21 protein-coding genes and 1 pseudogene are annotated in these 22799 nt (G+C 39.3%); 14 read left to right on the top strand and 8 right to left on the bottom strand.

All coding sequences use genetic code 11. The features are described 5' to 3' along the window. Positions 1-11: 11 nt before the first annotated feature. The 12 genes and pseudogenes from VB073_RS07210 to VB073_RS07260 all read left to right on the top strand — a co-directional run bounded on the left by VB073_RS07210 (position 12) and on the right by VB073_RS07260 (position 9163). A complete protein-coding gene (locus VB073_RS07210) occupies positions 12-1064 on the top strand; it encodes a hypothetical protein (RefSeq protein WP_323403481.1) in 1053 nt (350 codons plus the stop codon). 93 nt (positions 1065-1157) lie between these two features. Next, positions 1158-2339, top strand: a complete 1182-nt coding sequence (locus VB073_RS07215) for a TlpA disulfide reductase family protein (RefSeq protein ID WP_323403482.1) — start codon at positions 1158-1160, stop codon at positions 2337-2339. Between the two features lie 31 nt (positions 2340-2370). Next, complete coding sequence (locus VB073_RS07220) at positions 2371-3462, top strand: TlpA disulfide reductase family protein (RefSeq protein ID WP_323403483.1); 1092 nt, start codon at positions 2371-2373, stop codon at positions 3460-3462. Positions 3463-3857: 395 nt separating this feature from the next. After that, on the top strand, positions 3858-4214 hold the full coding sequence (locus VB073_RS07225; protein WP_323403484.1) for a hypothetical protein: 357 nt from the start codon (positions 3858-3860) through the stop codon (positions 4212-4214). A gap of 321 nt (positions 4215-4535) precedes the next feature. Then, positions 4536-5027, top strand: a complete 492-nt coding sequence (locus VB073_RS07230; RefSeq protein WP_323403485.1) for a hypothetical protein — start codon at positions 4536-4538, stop codon at positions 5025-5027. A 66-nt stretch (positions 5028-5093) separates the two neighbouring features. Beyond that, entirely contained in the window at positions 5094-5234 is a 141-nt protein-coding gene (locus tag VB073_RS07235) for a hypothetical protein (protein ID WP_323403486.1), read from the top strand. Between the two features lie 331 nt (positions 5235-5565). Further along, positions 5566-6267: an SIMPL domain-containing protein gene (locus VB073_RS07240; RefSeq protein ID WP_323403487.1), complete on the top strand. Its 702-nt coding sequence runs from the start codon at positions 5566-5568 to the stop codon at positions 6265-6267. Positions 6268-6459: 192 nt separating this feature from the next. Next, positions 6460-6810 (top strand): annotated as a pseudogene (locus VB073_RS07245) (hypothetical protein); the annotation flags it as partial. A 55-nt stretch (positions 6811-6865) separates the two neighbouring features. Further along, entirely contained in the window at positions 6866-7723 is an 858-nt protein-coding gene (locus tag VB073_RS07250; protein ID WP_323403489.1) for an aldo/keto reductase, read from the top strand. A 22-nt stretch (positions 7724-7745) separates the two neighbouring features. Further along, positions 7746-8297 carry a hypothetical protein gene (locus VB073_RS07255; RefSeq protein ID WP_323403490.1) on the top strand — a complete coding sequence of 184 codons (552 nt, stop codon included), beginning with the start codon at positions 7746-7748 and terminating at the stop codon, positions 8295-8297. Positions 8298-8361: 64 nt separating this feature from the next. Further along, entirely contained in the window at positions 8362-8535 is a 174-nt protein-coding gene (locus VB073_RS17435) for an ATP-binding protein (RefSeq protein ID WP_416349519.1), read from the top strand. Between the two features lie 115 nt (positions 8536-8650). Then, positions 8651-9163 (top strand): GNAT family N-acetyltransferase, encoded by a 513-nt coding sequence (locus VB073_RS07260; protein ID WP_323403491.1) that lies wholly within the window; start codon positions 8651-8653, stop codon positions 9161-9163. Between the two features lie 750 nt (positions 9164-9913). Here VB073_RS07260 and VB073_RS07265 read toward each other — a convergent pair. From VB073_RS07265 to VB073_RS07280, 4 genes are all read right to left on the bottom strand, one after another. Then, a complete protein-coding gene (locus VB073_RS07265) occupies positions 9914-11455 on the bottom strand; it encodes a serpin family protein (protein WP_323403492.1) in 1542 nt (513 codons plus the stop codon). A 20-nt stretch (positions 11456-11475) separates the two neighbouring features. Next, complete coding sequence (locus VB073_RS07270; protein WP_323403493.1) at positions 11476-13005, bottom strand: serpin family protein; 1530 nt, start codon at positions 13003-13005, stop codon at positions 11476-11478. Further along, positions 12998-14578, bottom strand: a complete 1581-nt coding sequence (locus tag VB073_RS07275; protein ID WP_323403494.1) for a serpin family protein — start codon at positions 14576-14578, stop codon at positions 12998-13000. The genes VB073_RS07270 and VB073_RS07275 overlap by 8 nt, the downstream gene beginning before the upstream one ends. A gap of 101 nt (positions 14579-14679) precedes the next feature. Beyond that, positions 14680-16542, bottom strand: coding sequence for a vWA domain-containing protein (locus VB073_RS07280; RefSeq protein ID WP_323403495.1), 1863 nt, complete (start codon positions 16540-16542; stop codon positions 14680-14682). 206 nt (positions 16543-16748) lie between these two features. On the opposite strand from VB073_RS07280, the gene VB073_RS07285 reads away from it, so the two are divergent. After that, positions 16749-17321: a sigma-70 family RNA polymerase sigma factor gene (locus tag VB073_RS07285; protein WP_323403496.1), complete on the top strand. Its 573-nt coding sequence runs from the start codon at positions 16749-16751 to the stop codon at positions 17319-17321. A 42-nt stretch (positions 17322-17363) separates the two neighbouring features. Then, a complete protein-coding gene (locus VB073_RS07290) occupies positions 17364-18608 on the top strand; it encodes a carboxypeptidase-like regulatory domain-containing protein (protein ID WP_323403497.1) in 1245 nt (414 codons plus the stop codon). A gap of 143 nt (positions 18609-18751) precedes the next feature. On the opposite strand, the gene VB073_RS07295 is transcribed toward VB073_RS07290, so the two are convergent. The 4 genes from VB073_RS07295 to VB073_RS07310 form a co-directional block, all read right to left on the bottom strand. Further along, positions 18752-20137 (bottom strand): MFS transporter, encoded by a 1386-nt coding sequence (locus VB073_RS07295; protein WP_323403498.1) that lies wholly within the window; start codon positions 20135-20137, stop codon positions 18752-18754. 107 nt (positions 20138-20244) lie between these two features. After that, positions 20245-21744, bottom strand: coding sequence for a histidine ammonia-lyase (gene hutH / locus VB073_RS07300; protein WP_323403499.1), 1500 nt, complete (start codon positions 21742-21744; stop codon positions 20245-20247). Between the two features lie 9 nt (positions 21745-21753). Continuing rightward, positions 21754-22380, bottom strand: a complete 627-nt coding sequence (locus tag VB073_RS07305; protein WP_323403500.1) for a cyclodeaminase/cyclohydrolase family protein — start codon at positions 22378-22380, stop codon at positions 21754-21756. A 181-nt stretch (positions 22381-22561) separates the two neighbouring features. Beyond that, complete coding sequence (locus VB073_RS07310; RefSeq protein ID WP_323403501.1) at positions 22562-22798, bottom strand: four helix bundle protein; 237 nt, start codon at positions 22796-22798, stop codon at positions 22562-22564. Position 22799 lies beyond the last annotated feature (1 nt).

Raw genomic sequence — 22799 nt, forward strand, 5'->3', positions numbered from 1 at the left:
GATCAGCTACGATGAAAAGATTTTTAACAGTTATATTTTTAGCGATTACTTGTTTTGCACAGGCACAAGAATTACCATCTATACCTACAAATGGATTTGCGTTCCCTTTAGGAAGTAAATTTGTGATCAAATTGGTTCCAAAGGATTCCGTGAATTTCGACTATTCGGTACTCTCTTTTGAACCATTTGAAGAAATCGTAGATACTCAAAAAGAAGATGATCTGTTTGAGAAAAAAGGAGAAGATAACACTATTGTTTTTTACTTTTGTTTGGGAACAAGTGGAGAAACGGAGCAAGAAAGAGAGAAGAATATGAAAGTACTTCTAATAATGAAGAACTACACGAAAGAAATCTTGAATTATACATCTGAAATTCAGCGAGAAGAAGATGGAGAATATGAAGAAACTTCAAATGTTGGAATATATCCCAATGCGATAGCCACAGAGATCTGGCCATATATGATTTATTCTATCGGGTTAAGAGAATTTAGAAAGCCTACTTATGCTCTAAACTCAACAAATCGAAGAACTGTAAAGTTGGATAATGTAACTATCGAAGCGGATGATGTTTTCACAAACCGGATGAATCTTATTTTGTCTGATCTGGGTAAGTTACGATTAAATGATATGAGACTTAAAGAAGAAGAATGGGAAGCGATTGATAATACACCCGATCATAAACTTGGTATTGCCGAATCATATTATCCGAACTCCAATAAATATAAAATAGATACGGCCAGAGTATATTTATATGAAACTTCATTGATTGAAAATTCAATAACTTACTATGCAACAAAAGAAAGTGGTCTGATTAGAGTTATATTCTTTGAATGGGAAGAACCGTTTGTCATAAATCAGAATTTGCAAAAAAAAGCAAATGAAACATTCAAAAACAAATTAAAATTTTTAGAAGAAAGTATTGTACAGAAAGGAGGGGAACCCATTGAATACAAAGAAGAAAACAATTACACAAATAAAGTTTGGAAAATATCGAATGGATTTACAATATCGCTGGAGAACATGAAGAACTTTAATCATATCAGGATGGTAATCTTTAGAGATTAACGCAAAAAAACAAAGATGGTGTGGATTCTAATGCAAAGTAAGACATAAGGATAGGATTTAGATTTTAAAAAATAATCAAAAAAATTAAAGACGATGAATACAAGAATCAAAAGAAAACTACATATTACTTGCATTACTCTTACATTCATCTTCATGGCTTGTACACAACAGTACACTGTGAGAGGATACATTGAGGGGCTTACCAATGATACTATTTTTGTGGCAGCAGTCTCGTTGAACAATTTTGGTGAACAAGAGCCAATACAAGACACCATTTATTGTAAAAAAGGTCGTTTCAATTACTCTTTTGCTAATGACGGTGCTTACGGATTGATGTTTAGTTTTCCGCAATTTTTTATACTTGACAGACCCACAGGAGGACGTTATACCCCTGATAATTCAAACCTTGCTATATTTCTCGAGGCAGGAGATAAAATAAGTTTCAGGGGTTACATTGACTCGTCAGGTATAAGCCATGTTACCATTTCCGGGACAAAGCTCAATCGTGATTATTCAACAATTCAAAACAGGATGTTTGAAATAAATAAAAATCAGGTCGAAGAAGAAATGGCTTTCGAACAGGCAATGGTGGATAGAGACAATGAGAGAGAGGATTTAGGTCGGGCAAATCGTCAAAAACGACTGAATGCCCGTCAGGAATTGTATGGCAACTTTATAAGAACAAATCTCGATAACCCGCTATCGGCATTTCTTTTATCCCAACAACCTTTAGACAGTTTGGACATATACTATCATAAACTTGGTGAAAATGCCCGCAACTCAATATTTCACAGCTTGCTCGACGGGGTAATGGAGCAATCTCTTACATACACAAATGCAAAAAAAGCAGTTGATGAAGTTGTTGTAGGCAGCAAAGCACCAGATTTCATGTTAAATGATATAAACGGCCAACCGTTTAACCTTTCTTCGCTTCAAGGGAAATATATCATTATTGACTTCTGGGGCAGTTGGTGTGGCCCCTGTATTGCAGGTTTCGCGCAAATGAAAAGCCTCTATGAAAAGCATAAAAGTAAACTTGAGATAGTGGGCGTTGCCTGTAACGAAGAAGCAGTTGCTGGTTGGAAAGAAGCAGTGAAGCAACACGAACTGCCTTGGATAAATGTGTATGATGATAAATCGTCGGCTATTAATGTATCATATGGTGTCATGGCGTTCCCTACCAAGATTGTCATTGATCCGGAAGGAACAATAATAATCAGAGAACAGGGAGAAGGTAAAAATTTCTATACGCAAATTGAAAGTGTTATTCAATAGATTAAAACGAAATAAACTAACAGGTAAGAATATGCAGAAATTATACATCATAACCTTAATCTTATTGACGGGCTGCAAACAAGTTGATAATAAATTTGAATTATCCGGAACTGTGATTGGTGACACTGACGCAATTGTAGTTTTAATCCAAGCTGGACAATCCAGGTTTGATGCAGAAACTTCGCCTATCATAGACGGGAAATTTCATATTACCGGAAGTCTTGAGTATCCTGAAGAATTTTCCCTGATGACTGAAAAATCTGATCAAAGTATATTTAATCCGCTCAGTATCTTTATTGCTCCCAATGACAAAATAGGGATAGAATTAAATACAAAAGATATTGAAAAGTCTATTGTGAAAGGTTCTCTGGTACATGATGAGTTCCAACAATACCTCAAGATAGTGGATAGATATGTCGAAGACTTATTGGATCAATTGCGAGATGAATACTATACAGCAGAAGCCATTAATGACACTTTAAAAATGAGAGAAATTGAAATACAAGCAGCTGAACTTAAAGAGCTAAAGGGACAGAGAGCCTACAAATACATAAAAAACAATCCTAAATCCTTTGTTTCTGCATATAGTTTATATGAGAACAAGGATCTTTTCGACACCAAGCAAGTAGATGAATTATTAAGTCTGTTAGATAAAAGCCTGCATAATTCCAAGCACATATATGATATCGTCCATGCGGACAGAAACCAGCCGGGTAAAAAAGCCAGTGACTTCACGTTAAAAGACTCGCAAAATAATGATATCACCTTTTCGAAATTTGCCAAAGACAAAATTGTTTTAATGGAATTCTGGGCTTCATGGTGTGGTCCTTGCAGAAAAGCCAATCCGAAACTGGAAGCAATATATCAGCAATACAAAGGGCAAGGATTTGAAATCCTGGGAATTTCCCAAGACCGCGATATCCAAGTATTACAAGAATCTATTGCAAAGGATCAGATTACATGGATAAACCTCCTTGATGTAAAAGGGATTAATGCTGTTACTCGTTTATATAATTATTCTTCGTTGCCCGCAAATATCTTGATAGACAGGAATGGTATCGTTGTTGCCCGCAATATTAATATATACAATATTGAAAATGAAATTATAAAATTATTGAGATAAGAAAAATGATCAATCCGGTAGAAACTCCAACCTTGAACATGAAGTTCTCTATTCAAGAGGAAAAATACCCAACGATCACTTTACTCTCGCACCACCGGTTTCATTTGGATATAAGATTTCAAGCCGTTTTTTCTTGAATGCAGATATCATGTTTTCCTACTTCAAAACAGAAATTGCATTTGTAATACAGTAGAATATTATATTCAAAGAAATTGAAAATATGAAACCAAAATCAAAAAAGACAATCGTTATTTTCTTTGCAAAAAATTAACTCTCCTGCATTTAACTGCTTGAGGATGCTGTATGTATGACGAAATCATAAAAACGGTAATAAACAACTATACTTTTAATTCTATTGCGTATATTTGTGTGTTATAGGACATTTTGTAACAATAATGAAACAAGCAATTTACATACTGGCTTTGACATTTCTGACCGTAACAAGCAGTTTCGGACAAACATTTAATGACAGCATCTATGCGACTTGGTGGTCAAACAAGGAGAAATCTATTTTTCAGTCCGTTGATAAAGGAACATTCTCAGGAATGACCAACGGATATATTCAACTTAAAAATGAAAAAGATACGCTTGTTCTCGACTTTCAAAATAGCAAGACAACTTTGAATGTTATACACGACCCTGACGAAATGTATGACAAAAGCACAAAAGAATATTCTGCACAGACGACGAGTGGCAAGACATCTTTGACCTATGAAATTTATGCTCTTGCAAATATTTTAGTATTAAATTAAATGGCTTGACATATCGCATTGGCATTATTGACGGGGCTTGTGATATGCCAATTCCCGGACTGGATTTTAATTACTGTTCAGATAAAGAAACAGAGTTCTTGACTTTATTTGTAAGAAACCCTTTAGAGCTAACAACGACAAGAGAAATAATGGAACAGAAAAACGTTAACTATCCTGAAGCTCAAAAGTTAGCAAAGATAATTACAATACTCCCGGGTTCGACCCTTATTTTCATCATTAATAAGACCGAGACTAACGACGGACTTGAAAAAAACGTGCTATAACAACATATTTGCAGCAGATAAGATAATACTAACTACAATGATAAATAAAGCACTAAAAAGAGTTGTCGATTTGGTTTACGGAACCGGGCGAGTAAAAAGGCAATTTGAGTTTAATAATCCTGGCGAAAAAGTTTTGGCAGCAGACGCAAGTAAAGGTATTGCAACTACTTCAGACCAAGACATTCAACGAGGCGTTGACTGGGTTACTTCACAGCGAGCGGTTATCTTGTTGACAGAAGAAAAAATTGTATGCGGTAAATGGATAATTCCACTTGACACGATATCAACGGCCCGGCTGTTAAAGATTAATACGCTATTTGGAGGAGGGCAAGTTTTAAAGGTTCAAACAACAGATAAAAAAAACTATCAATTTGGGATGCAGCTAAACTCTGAATGGGTAAATCAAGAGCGGCTTGCCTTGGTACTCGAAAAGGGAGAGGTGAAACATTCAACATTTAGTATCGTAGCAAGACTAATTACGGTTGGATTTTTGATTTACTGGTTTTATGAACGATTTATCGCAAATTAAAAAATATGAGGATACTATTACCTGATTCTATCGGGAATTCAGCAATTAACCATCTTACTAAAAGATATGAAGAATCTGACTAATCGACTGAATAATGATATCCCGGAGGGTTTATCTCAACTGATAGGCAGTATAAAACAATTTACGAATCATTTCAATCTGGAAGCCATCAAGTCATATCACCGAAGTTACAGAAAAGCTTCGTGAATCACCTCACATAGATTTCAAATATTTTGATTCGCTGCTTATTGATGGGGAGCCGGTTTATAATTACATATTGAAAAATAGCATTTCACATGAAAGGTTGGGAATGTATATTGTAAAAAAGAAGAAATAGTGGAAATTCTGAATTCAATGACGGATCATCTTTAGTTCTAAAATGCAGCCGGTATGCATTGTATCAAACTATTTGCTAAATTTGAACGTTAGTACAAATTTTAAGATAAGGACAAAATAAAGTACAGGTAGCTGTATTATAAAGCAGAGGACAAAACACAAAATAATCAACAGATATACAACACATTAAAAAATGAATACGATGAAACAGAAACTCTTAATTTCATTTTTAGTAATCAGTTTTTCTATTCACGCTCAGGAATTTGATTACACAAAAGTTCCTCAGATTCAAACTAATGCAACATTTACCACGGAAGTCCAACCGGATAAGATCACTTTATCCATTACTCTTTCCGAAAGCAATTCTAAAGGAAAAGTATCCGTGGAGGAATTGGAACGGAAATTGGGAAGTATTTTGAAAGCCAATGGCATAAATATAAGCAAACAGCTCATGTTAAAAGACTTGTCAAGTAATTTCCAAAGTTCCTTACTTAGAAGAACAGACGTCCAGAAAACAAAGAATTTCTATCTTGAAGTTTACGATGCAGCATCCGCCGGAAGAATCTTAAAAGAACTATCCGACAATGATATTTCTAACGTAAGGCTAATCAGTACTGAGTATTCCAAACTCGAAGAACTCAAGATCGAGCTAAAAGGAAAGGCTGTATCGAAAGCCAGGAAACAAGCTGTGGAAATGGCCAAAGCATTAGATCAAAAAGTCGGGACAGCACTTTTCATTTCAGATATGCAGACAAATGTTGGAGGCTATCGAGCTCCGGGAGTAAACATTATTGGAGTAAATTCGATAGCATACAGTGAAAATGATCAATCGAATTTGGATATTAGTTTCGATGATATTCGAGTGGATGTCACTGTGACAGTTTATTTCAAACTTGAAGAATAAGAAAAGAAATGAAACGGTTCATTTTGACATTATCACTTATTATTGGGCTTATAAGCTGTAATAATAAGACGGCAAAAATTGAATGTGACGGAGAACCGACAATATCTACCGTAACCGATACTGATATAGAAATGAATGATGCGATTAAAACAGCTAATCAAACACTTCATCAATAAATTATGAGGAGGTTATACCATCAGATTAATGAGAAACAGAATGACAAAAGAAGAAAAAGAACAATTTGACAAGGTAAATGGATCATATTATAGAGCATCCTATTTTGGCAGAAATAATTTATCGGGATTCAAAGATTACGCCTATCGGAAATTCTGGCGTTTGGAGGGTGCATATGACGATTTTAAAACCGTTCCCACAACGGGGGATGTTTTACCTTACAATAACTATCCCATGAAAATCGATACAGGGCAGGTTTTCGTTATTGATTACATAAAAACCGATAACACCTCAATTCGTAAATTTTACAGATCAGATGGCAAGTTCTGGAATAACCGTCCAGTTACAGAAGAGTTTAAAGCAGAATAATTTCGATTATTGATTTTGATGTGCAATTATTGATTGAAAGAAAATAAATACAGATATGAAAGTGATAGTTTTAAATGACGGAAATAGCATACCTGTTGTCGGTCTTGGGACATACAAGTCTGTCAATGATGATGGTATTCAATCAATAAAAAGTGCCTTAGCAAAAGGTTACAGGTTGATCGACACAGCAGCCAAATACAATAACGAAGAAGAAGTTGGTAAAGGAATCACAGAAAGTGGTATCGACCGGAAAGAGATCATCGTCACCACAAAGTTATGGCGGGAGAATTTAGGATATGAAGAGACAAAAAAAGCTTTTGAACTGTCATTCAAAAAATTGGGTTTGACTTATATTGATCTCTATTTGATACATTGGCCCGCCAATGCAAGAAACTACACCAACTGGCAAAAAGTAAATGCGGATAGTTGGCGTGCGATGGAAGAATTACAAGCTGAAGGAAGAATAAAGTCAATTGGCGTAAGTAATTTCTGGCAAGAACATTTGGAGGCACTTTTTCAAACGGCAAAAGTAATTCCTGCTGTCAATCAGATTGAATTTCACCCCGGTTATTGGCAACCCGAATTAACAGCATTCTGTAAAAAGAACGATATTGTTGTTGAGTCTTGGTCTCCTTTGGCAAGAGGAAAGATTTTCGGAAACGATATATTGAACGCCATCGCTGAGAAGCACAATAAATCTGTCTCCCAAATTTGCCTGCGCTGGGTAATTCAACACGATGTGGTTGTAATTCCGAAATCAACTATACTTCAGCGAATTGAAGAAAATATCGCTATCTTTGATTTTGAATTATCGGAAGAAGAGATGAAACAGATCAACGAACTCCCGGAAATAGGATTTAGCGGAGAATTGCCTAATATATGGCCGGAGAGGATTGATGTATCTTCGCGTTAGCAGGTATAATAAATGTAACGAAATGATTAAAAGATTATTGATACTGACGCTTGGATTATCGATCTGCGGATTGACTTATGCTCAGGATCAAAGTGATAAAGTATATAGGTCGACCCGCCTTGTACCCCGGTTTGGCATTAATGGACAAAAAGGATATGGAATTGAAGCTGGATTATATCTGAATCAATTTTATACAAGACCTCCTTATTCGGGAACAACCCCACCCTACTCTTCATCAGGATTTTATCTATCCTCAGAAATCAGTTTAAGTGACTTTAAGAAAGTAATAATTGGACCAAAAATCGGTTGGGAATTAAGTGTCATCGGGGAGACTCACGGAAGCTTCTTCGGTGCGGAATTCATAAACTATACTGACTTTGACAAATACAGTCCAGCCTTGATGCTAAAAATTGGGATACCGTTGATGTGGCTTAATGTGGGATATGGCTACACTATGTTTTTTGAGAATTCTCTAAAAGACAGAATTGGAAAGCATAGATTTACAGCAAGTTATACAATTAATAGAAAAGCAAATCAAGCATACAAGAGGCTTCAGAAAAATTTGTCAAGGTAGCCAAAACCTACAAAGTATTGATTGAGCTAAATAGTAGAAATTACTTATTACTCTTAATAATATTATTGATCTCAAGCACAAGGGAACACTCTCCAAAACTACATCTGCTTTTCTAAACAGGAACGGGGGAGTCATTTTATTAGGAGTTACGGATGACAAGCAGATAGAGGGAGTTAATCCTAAACTTGCCAATGTCGGAAAAGGGGTCGGAATAGATGTCGGAAAAAACCATAGATAGAGATATTGAGAAACTTAAGCAAGAAGAAAGGCTAAAAAGAATAGGAGGCAGGAAAAATGGTTATTGGGAAATTCAATCAAAAGTGAATAAGTGACATACCAAACGGCAGGAGAATATGAAAATAATCATAGAAACAAATAGACTTTGGATCAGAGAGATAAAAACAGATGATATTGAGTCTTTATTAAAAATTTATCAGCATCCTGAAAATATGAGATTTATTCCTAATTCGGATTTTGAGTGGACTCACGAAAAACTCCAGGCAAAATATGGCAAGATAAATCAAGATTATGAAAACGGTTTTGGCATCTTCGTTGTTGAAATCAAAAATGAAAACAGGATTATAGGGGAAGCAGGATTATTCAACTCATTTCAAAATCTCAAACATTTAGAGTTGGGATATATACTTGACAATAAATTTTGGGGACAAGGGTATGGCTCTGAAATTTGCCAATCATTAATTGATTACGGATTCAAAAAATTGAAGCTAAGTAAATTAACCGCAAGAATGTTTAAACAGAATATTGCATCAATCAAAGTTTCAGAGAAATGCGGAATGAAGGTTATCCAACAAGGAAAAACAGATAGTGGAGAGGATTTTTACGAGTATGAGATTGAGATAATATAAGATTAACATGAGAAGGTTATTACACATATTAATAATTATACTTATTCCATTGGCAGCATTGGGACAAGAAGAAGTTTTTCCAAATATCTTTCCCGTTCGGTCAGTGAAATAGAAACAAGTAAAATAGAAAATCTGGTAGACATAATTGACAAGTCAAGATTCTCAAAAAGATCTTTAAGTGATTTGGGAATTACTGAAGAAGACATCAAAAAATTCAAGAAATTCATTGATAAGGAAGAAGAGCGTATCAAAAAATATAGACAATGCCTTTTGGCAAACGGATGGGAATTGGAGTACGACAACTGATTGGAGAAGAATCATCTTTGTTTTTCAAGACGGTAAAAAAATAATCATTGAGAACTCAGATGACATACCAAACTATCTTTACACACCCTGGATCATTAACTTTGAGGGTTTGAAATTCCGATCCAACTCAATCCTTTTTGGTCGGAATATAGATGAAATAATGAAAGGGCAGTTTTTCAATGAAGTCACACGAGACAAGAATTATGCCATCCTTAAGATTGCCGATTATTTGTATCGAAAGAAATTATCATATTTAAAAAAAGGACTGTAAGAGGAACTTCTTTTTCGAGATCGCAATCGAATATATTATCCATATACAATAAATTTCCCTCTACTATCCCTATATCCTCTCGGACAGGCTATTGATAGGAATCCGACAAAAACCGGAATTGAAAGAATATCCTTCTTTATAGAAACACCAAAAATTTCTTCATGCTTTCAATCTTATTCCTGAGGATCATCAACCCGTCCGATAAAAAGAATCACCCCAGTACTTTTTTCTCTGATTAGAAACAGGAATGGACGGTTAGCAAAAAAGGTCACGGGTTCACTTGGCAGGTTCACTGCTCCTACAAGCATCAATTTTGTTACGGCTGCCGCCTCCGTTCCCTCTTCATTTACTTCCACGAATGTTTTCTGAAGAATATTGCCTACCCCCATGACGGTATCAGCCAAATGTAAAAATTCTCCTTTAAAAATCGAACCCATACCCGCATTTTGCAATGGTTGATTGAGCGACAGTTCACATTCCAGTCTAAATCGTGGCATTTTCAACCAGACCCTCTGATACTTCATTTCTTTCACGACAGAACCGATAGGATCCCATTCAACACCATCCTTCAAATAGTCGATCAGCTGGTCGATATTTCCATTTTCCTGAGGAAGAATGGCTATCATACTGAACGCTTTATTGCCGTAAGGCAGCTCCACACATTGTAGATGCTCGTCGGCATAATAAGGAAGCTCGGTTGTCTGCTCCATCATATTCACCCGGCTCTTCATTTTATCGCCTTTCGTGAAATCATCCGGTTTGGTGTCTTCCTTATCAAATTTCTTAGACTTCTCCCACTTGCTCTTAAAATAGAGGGCATTTGTCAGAAACATATCACCTTGGAACGGATCGGGAGCAATATTGTTGATCCTTCCTCTCGTCTTATCCCGACACCAATCATTTATAATACTGGCAGTTTCGGGATCACTGAAATCGAGTGCCGCTACCTCTGCATCAAAACACCTATCAAGGGCCTCAATAAAATCCTCTTTTACCTGCAACTTATTTCTATACCAGATGGCATTGGCAATCGCAATTTCTGTAGTAGGATCAATTTGCAAGAATTCCTCCGATATAGTACGGTAATAGTCGTTCAATTCCGATACTGAAAAATTAGTAATCCCCGATACCTCGTCCATTTCCTTACGGATAACGTCGGATGCGCCGTTATAAAGCATTCCAATAGCCATGTTCAGGCTTAAAGGAGAGAAGAATGTATTGGTACCCTGCAATTTTGAGACTTCACGGAACATTCTAAAACCAAAACCATTGTCGGCACTCGCCTTATCTCCCTGTTTCCAACTCAGATCAATCCGTTCTGCCGACTTGATTCCTTGTCCCCCTGCTTTTACTACCACTACAGATGGGAGTCCTTTGGTCGTTTCATCCTCCTCCATTGCAACATCTATTACGGATCGATGTCCCACATGAATTTCCTGAGTATCATACCCCTGACGAGAAAACACCAAAATAGAATTTTCAGGAACCATGATAGTGTATTTCCCGTTGACATCAGCCACGACGCTTCTTGTTGTACCCTTTACAGAGACAGTTACAACCATCAATTTTTCACCGGACCGATTTGTGACAATCCCCGAAATCTCCCATTCTGTTTCCTGCGCGTATATGCCGGAAGAAATTGACACCGCCCATAATAGGGATATGACAGTTATAAGCCTAAGTAATAATTGATTTCGCACTGTATCCGTCTGCATATTTTATATGTTTAGTTTTTTTATTCACGAGGATCATCTATCCGTCCTATAAAGAGAATTACTCCGGTGCTTTTCTCCCTGATCAGGAACAGGAAAGGACGGTTGGCAAAGAAGGGAATGGGTCCACCAGGAATTCTTATTATTCCATAAGCTACAATCATAATATTTGTAATAGCCGCAGCCTCGGTACCCTCTTCATTGACTTCCACAAAATTTTTTTGCAAGACATTGGATATTGGTATATCTTCATTGGCGATATTAGGGAATTCACCATTGAAGGTTTGTCTTATCCCTGTATTTATTAATGGCTGATTAAGGGAGAGGTCGCATTCCATCTTAAACCGCGGTATTTTCAACCACACCCTCTGCTGCTTCATCTCGTTGGTTATCCGGTCCCACTTAACGCTACTCAAATGGTCAATTAACTGGTCGATATTCCCTTCTTCCGGTGGAAGAATAGCAATCATACTGAATGCCTTATTTCCGTATGGCATTTCAACACATTGCAAATATGGATCGGCATAATAAGGCAGAGAAGTCGTCTGCTCCATCATATTGACCTTCGTTTTCGTCTGATCGTTTTTCGTGAAATCATCAGGTTTTGTCTTCTCCTTGTCAAATTTCTTCTCCTTCTCCCACTTGCTCTTAAAATAAAGGGCATTGGTCAAGATCATTCGATGATCTTGGTTCAGATGAGAAACCATATTTCCGATCCGCCCCGCCGTCTTACTACTACACCAGTCATTGATAAAATTGACACTTTTGGCATCATTGAAGTCGAGTGCAACGATATCCGCATCAAAAAAATTCTTCCCTGTTTCGATAAAAGCCTCTTTCACTTGAAAGACCTTGTGATACCAGATAGCATTGGCGATAGCGATCTCTGTAGTCGGGTCTATTGCCAGTAATTCCTGTGATATTGTCTGATAGTAGTTATTGAATTCGAATTCGGAAAAACCGACCGTATTAAGAACTATATCCATTTCCTTTCGAGTATTAGCTGAAGCGCCATTATACAGCATCCCCATTGCCATATTGAGGCTAAAAGGAGAAAAGAATGTATTCTCACCTTGCAATTTCGAAATTTCACGGAACATTCCAAAAGCAAAGCCATTATCGGCATTCGCCTTATCTCGCTGTTCACTTGTCAATATCACATATTTTGCCGGTTCGATTGTGTTCAATACTTCCTCTTCCATTACAACATCGATCACCGATCGATCCTCTACGGCAATTTCCTGACGTTCGAAGCCGACAAAAGAAAATTGCAAAACAGTATTTTCCGGAACCATTACAGCATACTTTCCATCAATATCCGACACTGTTCCTGCGTTTGTTCCCTTAATTCTTACGTTGACACCTATCAATACTTCACCAGACTGGTCGGTTATAGTGCCTGTAACTCTTCGTTTTGTCTCCTGCGCATATAATATGCCGGAAGAAACTGACACTGCCAATAATAGGGATATGACAGTTATAAGCCTAAGCAATAATTGATTTCGCACTATATATCCCTCTGCATATTTTATATGTTTAGTTCTTTTATTCACGAGGATCATCTATTCTTCCAATAAAAAGTATTACTCCTGTGCTTCTCTCCCTGATCATAAACAAAAAAGGACGATTGGCAAAAAAAGGTATCGGTTCTTCGGGTAATCCTCCTATCGACCCGGCTATCATTGATGCCACTGCGGCTCCAGCTTCGGTACCCTCCTCATTCACTTCTACAAAGGTTTTCTGGATGATCCCGGACAGGAACAAGTCTGTATCGGCAATATTTGTAAAGTTACCATTCAAAATTGACCCCATTCCTATATTTCTAAGTGATTGATTGAGTGTGAGTTCACACTCTAATCTGAAGCGGGGCATCTTCAACCAGACTCTTTGACTTTTCATCCCATTCACTATCTGGTCCCATTTAACATCACTCAGGTATTCAATCAATTGATCCATATCCTCATTCTCAGGGGGGAGGATGGCGACCATGCTGAATGCCTTGTTCCCGTACGGCATTTCAACACATTGGAGATATGGGTCGACATAATAAGACAAGTAAGTGATCTGTTCCATCATGTTTACCCGGCTCTTCGTCTGATTACTTTTTATAAAATCATCCGGCTTAGTCTTCTTCTTATCAAACTTTTTTTCTTTCTGCCACTGGCTTTTAAAATAGATGGCATTTGTCAGGATTATCCGGTCGTCCGGATGCAGAACCAGCCTAAGATTCTTGATTTTACCTCCTGTCCTGGACTTACACCACTCATTGATAATCCCGGCTGACTTGGCATTATTGAAGTCGAGTGCCTGCACATCCGCATCGAAATATTTTTTCCCGATTTCAATAAAAGCTTCTTTCGGTTGAATATCATCACGGTACCAGATGGCATTGGCGATCGCGATCTCAGTCGTCGGGTCGATTTCCGGCAATTTCTGTGATATCGTACGATAATAGGCATTGAAGCCCTCTTCGGGAAGAGCGGCCATGTTAAGGATTTCGTCCATTTCCTGATAGGTATCACCCGAAGCACCGTTATAGAGCAATCCCATGGCCATGTTAAGGATAAAGGGAGAAAAAAAGATATCGTCTCCTTGCAATTTCGAAATCTCCCTAAACATCTTAAACCCAAAATCGTTGTCAGAATTTGCTTTTTTCTGTTGTTGTTCCGTCAGGTCGATCGGTTTTGCAGGCGCTATCCCTTTGGTATCAATCTTCAAATCAGCAGGATTTACCGGGGTAATACCTTTCACAGCACTTTCCTTTAAAGGTATAAACTCTCCATCTTTCAGGAGCATAGACTCGCCTTCACCTTCCTTCATTACGATATCGATCTCGGAGCGATTTCCCACAACGACTTCCTGACTCTCAAATCCTATGGATGAAAAATAGAGGATCGCTTTTCTGGAGACGATTATGGCATACTTTCCGGCCGTGTCAGATGATGTCATTCTGGTCGTCCCCTTCAGAGTAACAAAAACTTGGGGTATGGGTTCACCTGACTCGGAGGTTATAGTACCCGATATTTTCCTTTCTGTTTCCTGCGCATATAAGCTGGAAGAGATTATTACTGCCACCCATAAACAAGTGGCAGTAATAATTTTCAGCGGTATTATTTTGTGTATCATGCTCATACTGCAAATGTAAAACATTTGTTTGATTATTTGATCACAATCCATGGTTTCTTTGCCGGGATGGATTATCTATTGTATCGGAATATTTCTTCGGCTTACTTTGCCAATTGTTCTACAGATTCGACCAAACGGATAAATTCACGACGATAACCATTCGGATCGTCACCCAAACCTTTGCGGGCCAATTCGACGACCTTCGCGTAAGTAGCATCACCCTTGTAATCAGAATCGCGCAACAATTGTCCGAACATGGCGACTGCCATGATAAAGTTAAAATCTTCCGATGCCGTTTTATTGACTACATTGGCCAGAACCGGCACTTCCAGTTTGCGGCTCTCATCTTCGTCGGGATTCTTATAACGTAGCTTCACATTCAACAATTCACTCTTGTTGTTGAATTTACGGGGAGCGTCTTCTTTTTCCGAAGATTGATATTTCAGAGGATCGACACCGCCCGCCGGTGCCTTCACTCCCACAGGCACGATCTCATAGAGTGCCGTCACAGTATGGCCGGGACCCAGTTCACCCGCATCCTTCAAGTCATCATTGAAATCTTCCTCTTCAAGCAGCCGGGTTTCATACCCGATAAGGCGATAAGCATTGACAAGCGCGGGATTGAATTCTACCTGAATCTTCACATCCTTGGCAACGGTATGCATGTTACTGCCAAACTCGTTTACGACAACCTTATTGGCTTCCTGCAGGTTGTCGATATAAGCATGATTGCCATTTCCTTTCTGCGCCAGGGTCTGAAGCTTATCGTCCTTGTAGTTTCCCATTCCATAACCCAGCACCGTCAGAAAGATACCACTCTTACGTTTACTTTCGATCAGCGACTCCAATCCGTCTGTGGATGAAACGCCCACATTGAAATCGCCGTCGGTACACAAGATCACCCGGTTATTCCCCTCTTTCATAAAGTTCTTTTCAGCGATCTTATATGCCAGTTGAATACCTTCACCTCCGGCAGTGGATCCTCCTGCAGACAAACTCTCCACCGCATCCATAATCTTCTGCTTGTCCACACCACTGGTAGATGGGAGCACTTCCCCAGCCGATCCCGCATAGGTCACGATCGACACACGATCCTGCGGCCGTAAATTATTCACCAGCAGTTTCATTGAAGATTTCACCAGCGGCAATTTATTGGCATCGTACATTGAACCCGACACGTCAATCAGAAAAACGAAATTACTAGCCGGCAATTTCTCCGAAGGAATTTCTTTTGCTTTCACGCCGATGCGCAATAACTGGTGTTTTTTATTCCAAGGGCAGACCGTCGTTTCTGTTACAATTCTGACCGGATGCCCGTCGTTGGGTTGCGGATAGTCGTAACTGAAGTAGTTGATCATCTCTTCAATACGTACAGCATCTTCATACGGCATCTGACCCTGATTGATTATACGGCGGACATTACCATAGGATGCTGCATCCACATCCAGTGAAAAAGTGGAAAGTGGCTGCTTTGCAACCGGGAAGAATCGGTTTTCCTTGAATGACTGGTACTCTTCGGTGTTTGGAGCCCTACCGGCTATCATTCTCCCCAGATCGGTTCTCGACACTCTAAGGTGTGATGCTGAAACTGAAGTAACTGAACCGATAATACTCTCTCTTTTCTGTCTGCCAAAAGCAACGACAACCACCTCGTCTAATTTATCACTCTCTTGCTCCATGCCGATTTCCAGCCATTCATTCTCTACTTTCACCTCTTTCATTTTATATCCAATGAACTGAAATTGCAGGATTTTGCCTTTTTCAGTCTTGATACTGAATTCGCCATTAATATCCGTGATAACACCTTTGGTTGCACCCTTTTCTATAACCACTGCTCCCGGTAATGGCGTTTTATCCTGTGCATCATACACTTTTCCCTTCACCTCTATCTCCTGTGCGAAAGCTGAAAATGACATTACTACCACGAGTAAAACCAAACTGATTTTTTTAATTATTGTTTGCATACCTATAATTGATTTGTTGATTTGATGATTTACTAATTTAACGATAGACTATCTCTCTCTTTTCCACTCCTCATTCTTAATCATTCATTACTCACTCTTAATTCTTCATTTTATATATGGATACAATTGTCTCTCGAATTCCATAACAGAATAAATATTTTTTTTACTTTTGTATTGAACATTCACATGGGCATATAGATAATAAATTGAAAAACAGGCAGGAAATATCGGTACTATCGAATGACGAGTTGTTTATTCTTTACAAAAAAGAAGAACTGCCGATATATTTTGGTGAATTGTACCGCCGTTATATTCCGATGATGTACGGATTATGCCTGAAGTATCTTTCCAACGAAACTGACGCACAGGATGCAGTGATGGATCTGTTTGAAGAGGTTTCACAAAAGGTCAAGCAATACGACATAGATAATTTTCATTCATGGTTGTACAGTGTCGCTAAAAACCATTGCCTGCATCGTTTACGCAAAATCAAACAAACACATTTTGTAAATTTGGATGAAACAATTATGGAAAATGGCGATTTTTTCACTCTATTAGATAAAGAGAAATCGAGCGAAGAGGAGTCGGCCCTGATGTTTTGCATGAACGAATTAGGCGAAGAGCAGCAAAAGAGCATCCATTACTTTTATTACGAAAACAAATCGTATGCCGACATCGTTTCCCTTACGGGGTACACGCTCGAGAAGGTGAAGAGTTATATTCAGAATGGGAAACGGAATTTAAAGAATTGCATCATGCGAGTGTTGAAGATACAATAATATTGATATAGTATTGATAAAGAGAAGATAAAGAAGAATAGAGTGAATTTAAAAGATTACATACGGGGACACCGGCAAGGAAAGGAAGCCAACCAGTTGGAACGGAAAGCCATGGATGATCCTTTTCTTCAGGACGCCATCGACGGGTACGATTCGGTGGAAGGGAACCATATATCTGTAATCAAAGATTTAGAAAAACGGATCACTTCTGCTCAAAAGCGTCGCTATAAACGAATGTGGATATGGGCTGCCGCAGCCGTGATTGTATTGCTTATCGGTATTCCCCTATTGCTTCATAAGCCTTATGACAAGAATGAAATACCAGTCATTGTATCCTCAGAGAAAATCCAACAGAAGCAAGAAATACCAACTCCATCACCAAAGATCGATACGTTATTGGTTGCCGAACACAATGCATTGAAAAAAGAAAAAGATACAGCAACCAAAGTGGTACAGGCACGAAATAACACCGGAAATACTGCAGGAACGATCTCTTTGCAACCGGATACATTAGATGAAACAGTGGTCGTTGCTTTTGGAAAGCAAAAAAAGGTAAATAGTGTCGGTTCAATTTCTACTATCTCTGCCTCTGAACTTAAAATACCCGAAACTGAGGTAAAAGATCTAATAGGCGGCCGCATTGTGATGGAAGACAGTGTTGAACAGGCACAAAGTGATATTATCATTCCCGAGGAAGCGTTGTCTTTAGTAAATCAAAGGGACAAGATCCGAGTTTCTGGTCGTGTAGTGGATGAGAGCGGCAACCCGATTCCCGGAGTCACCATTTTACGAAAAAACAACCGAAAAGGCACTGTCTCCGATATAGACGGCAATTTTCATCTGACCGTGTCAAAAGATGAACAGGAACCACTTATTGCCTCATTCATCGGCATGAAAGGGGCAGAAATCCCATTGAAAGAAAATCTGGGAGATATTATGATGAAAAACGATGATAAGACGTTAGATGAAGTAGTTATTATTGCTTTTGGACGCCAGAAAAAAGAATCTATCATCGGTTCTGCTACAATGGTAAAAGATAAAGTGACCTTCGGAGAAGAAGAGTTCAAACGCTATTTTATCAATAGCTACGATAAAAATATCTGTGCGCAACAAAATATTGACTTCGAGGTGGAGTTTTTTATTGATCCGATTGGCCGACCAGCTCAAATCAAAATCAAAAAAAATTCCTGCCCAGCGTTAGAAAACGAGATAAAAAGGCTTCTGCTGGGCTCTCCACCCTGGTCGAAAACAAACAGCAAGATAACTATACGAGTTGAACTTCCCTAAAAAAAATCAATCCGCCACATCAACATGTAACGGATCGATCTACTTTATTTAATTCTGATTACCTTTTCTTATTATTCTGACGGGAACAATTCACCTGACTATCAATCAGCAAATCATAACATCATTAAATCTACAAATTATTATCATTTTTCAATATTCGGCGACTCCAATCCATATCCCTTTTTCTTGTCTTCTGCTTTCAACAGGAAAGCCACTACCAGCGCCAGTATACCGAAACCGGTGAAGATCATCATAGGAAGTGTATAGTCGTAGGTATTTACAGTGAGTCCATCACGCACGGTCTGTCCTGTAATACAATATTTCTCAAGCACCCATCCGATCAATAACGGTACTCCTGCCAATCCCCAGTTCTGTACCCAGAAGATAAGGGAGTAAGCGGTACCCAATCGTTTTTCGGGAACGATCTTGGGAACGGAAGGCCACATGGCCGAAGGGACCAGTGAGAAAGCGACCCCCAGTATCACGACTAGTACCATCGCAAAGATCCAGCTATTCAGGCCCGGTACAGAGAAAAGTGCATGTACCAATATTAGCAGTAATGAGCCGATGATCATGATAGTAGCCCCCTTCCCTTTTCTATCATAAATTCCCCCAAATAGAGGAGTCAACAATATATTTCCGAAAGGCAATAACATCGGTATCAGTCCGGCAAGATCTTCTTTCACTCCAAACTTATTGACCATCAGGTCCGTTGCATATTTCAAGAAAGGAAAAACGGCCGAATAAAACAACACACACAAGATAGCGATATACCACCAACCCTTATTACCCAATATTTTTCCAATATCAGAGATTTTAAATTCATCGTCCGGATTCTTTTCTTCAATCCCGTCTGTAGCTTCCGAAGCATCCAGCTTCTTGTCCATCATCATATAGACGATGAAAGCGATCAGGCCGATACAGAGGCCGATCAAGGCGAACAATATAGGGCGGGATACGTCGACCACACCCATCGCTTTAGCAATCGGCACGGAGAAACCCAATGCCATGGCAGTACCGATACGGGCCATAGCCACCTGCATTCCCATGGCGGTAGCCAACTCCTTTCCCTTAAACCACTTCACGATGATCTTGGAGACAGTGATACCGGCTACTTCAACGCCCACGGCAAAGATAGCAAATCCGACACTTGCCCATAACACTTGTGCATCCAGGCCAAACAAGGTCGATCCACGCAACGACTCCGAAGATACTGCCCAGTATTTGATAGCCGCTCCGATTACCATCACCGAGGCGGCACCAAGTCCGGTAAGCCTTACGCCCAGTTTATCGAGGATAATTCCTCCCAGAATAAGCATCAACAAAAAGATGTTGAACCACCCGTATGAACTGGTGAACGTACCGTACTCTGCACGCGACCACCCCAGTTGCCCTTCCAGCAAGCCGGCCAGCGGTGCCATGATATCCGTTAAAAAATATCCGCACATCATTGTAAAGGATACAATGAAAAGTGCAGACCACCTCGCCGCTGCAGAATCCCTGAGCGATTGTCTGATTTTTTCTACCATTTTCTTATAATTTTTTGATGTCTATTTTTTTTGAAGTGACAAATATAGTTAATCTTCACCATTTATCGGGGAAAACCAACCGTTGTTTTTCATATTATACAATGAACTTATATATCATCCACTTCCAGCCGGTTAAGAAATGAAGTTGATTTGCGTATTTCTTTATACATCACAATATCTTCATCGATAAAAGGCACTTCCTTACGATAAGTTTTCAGTATCTTTTCAATCAACGGTGACGATTTAAGTGGTCGCCTGAATTCTATTGCCTGTGCAGCGTTCATCAATTCGATGGAAAGGATAATATCAAGATTGTCCATCACTTTGAGCAGTTTGACAGCCGAAGTAGCACCCATGCTTACATGATCCTCCTGTCCGTTGGAAGAGACAATCGAGTCAGTACTCGCCGGAGTGCAGTACATCTTGTTCTGGCTTACTACCGACGCCGCCACATACTGAGGAATCATAAATCCGGAGTTAAGACCCGGATTGGCTACTAAAAATTCGGGAAGATCCCGCTTTCCAAGGATAAGCTGGGCCGTACGCCGTTCGGATATATTACCCAGTTCTGCCAGGGCAATCGCCAGAAAGTCGAAGGCCACAGCGAGAGGTTGACCGTGGAAATTGCCACCAGAAATAATTTCATCGTCATCCGGAAAAATAGTAGGATTATCGGTCACAGAATTGACCTCCGTCATCACGACCGATTTCACATAATTGATCGCATCTTTCGACGCACCATGTACTTGCGGTACACAGCGGAAAGAGTACGGATCCTGAAGGTGTTTTTTCTTTCCTGAAAGGATCTCACTCCCTTGCAGAAACCTGCGTACATTACGGCTCGTCTCAATCTGTCCGGAATGGGGACGGATCAATTGTAGTTTCTCTTCGAATGGTTCGATATGGCCATCATAAGCATCGAGAGACATGGCAGCGATCAGATCCGCCCGTTTGGAAAGCCGTTCTGCCTTCATAATGGAGTAAACACCGTGGGCAGACATAAACTGTGTACCATTCAACAACGCCAACCCCTCTTTGCTCTTCAACCGAATGGGCTTCCATCCGAATTCATCCAGTACCACACCAATATCCTGCTTTTTACCTTTGTAAAAAACATCCCCCACACCGATGAGTGGCAGGAAGAGATTAGCCAGCGGTGCCAGATCACCTGAAGACCCCAACGATCCCTTATCGTAAACGATGGGAAGGATATCATTGTTGAAGAGATCGAGCATACGCTGTACGGTCACCACCTGTACTCCACTATAACCCAACGAGAGAGCATATGCTTTCAAAAGAAACATCAACTTGACGATCAACGGTGCGACCTCTTCTCCCACACTACAAGCATGTGATTTCACCAGGTTCTCCTGAAGTGTACTGAGATCCTCGTTAGAAATAGTACGGTCATACAGCGAGCCGAATCCGGTAGTGATGCCATAGATCGGTTCGGTCTGGTTTTCCATTTTTTTATCAAGATAATCACGGCATTTCTGTATACGTTTCTTGGCTTCGGGAGCCAACTCCACCTTAATATTTTCGGAAATGATCCACTTCAGGTCATCCAGTGTAAGTTCGCTTTTTCCGATGTAATAAATGTTGTTCATCCTATATGATTAGATTAGTGATTTTACCCATTCTATCATTTCATTCTCCGTTATAATAGTGTCTTTCTCAATCAGGTCGCATTTCTCTTTCAACTCTGCAACAAAAACTTGATCGGCGATGCCACCCAGGTTGATACGGACATTGAGAAGCGCCCCCATAATAGCGGTACGGCAAGCCATCAGGCCGACCATTCCGTCTGTCACCGCATTTTTATTCCCCAGGCGAATCGTTTCTATGATGATATCAAGCATACCGTATGCCCTTTCTGCCACTTCCATCGGGACGAGAGAGGCGACTTTCATCGCTTCCTGGATTTTCTCTCCGCGTACAGCTTTTTGTTCATCCGTCTCTTTGGGAAGTTTGTAGACATTCATCACCAAACCGTATGCATCTGCATCCCGGTCGATATCATTGACAAAGTGTAATCTATTCTCCTCCATCATTTCGACCGTCTTCTTCATCTGCTCCTCCACATCGGTATAGTTTTTCTTACCAATGGTCAGGTTAGCCATCATCCCAGTCAGTGCCGAAGCAATAGCGCCGTTCAACGCCGAAGAACTACCACCACCCGGAAGTGCCTCATTGGCCGCGGTTCTTTCTAAAAATTCTTTTAAAGTTAAATCCTGTAGTCTCATATTATGAAAATTAAAAGTGGATAATGAAGAAATGAATAGTGAAGAATTAGCTTTTTAAGTTCTTCTTTGATGTCTTTACAATCGAAACTAATAAAGCTATCAATTCGCTAGAGATGGAGTTCAACGACATAAAATTTTCATCATTAATATAAAGATAGAACGATTTTTTTAAAAGGGAAATTCAATAGAGTGTTTCATTCGCTTCTTTCAAAGCAATACTCATTTTATGAATAAAATCGGCCTTACTTTGTGCAAATTCAGTTTCTCTGATCAAAACTCCAATGGTCGTTCCGCTTCTCATTATCTGACGACTCAAAATGTATTCTTTTTGTTCTTTTTGTAAATTCTTCACGAGTCTAATTATTTGAAGAGAAAACTGATAACTCTTTACTTTCAATACAGAATGACCCATTTTCATT

The sequence above is a fragment of the Proteiniphilum sp. genome, from assembly GCF_034927365.1.
Classification (GTDB): domain Bacteria; phylum Bacteroidota; class Bacteroidia; order Bacteroidales; family Dysgonomonadaceae; genus Proteiniphilum.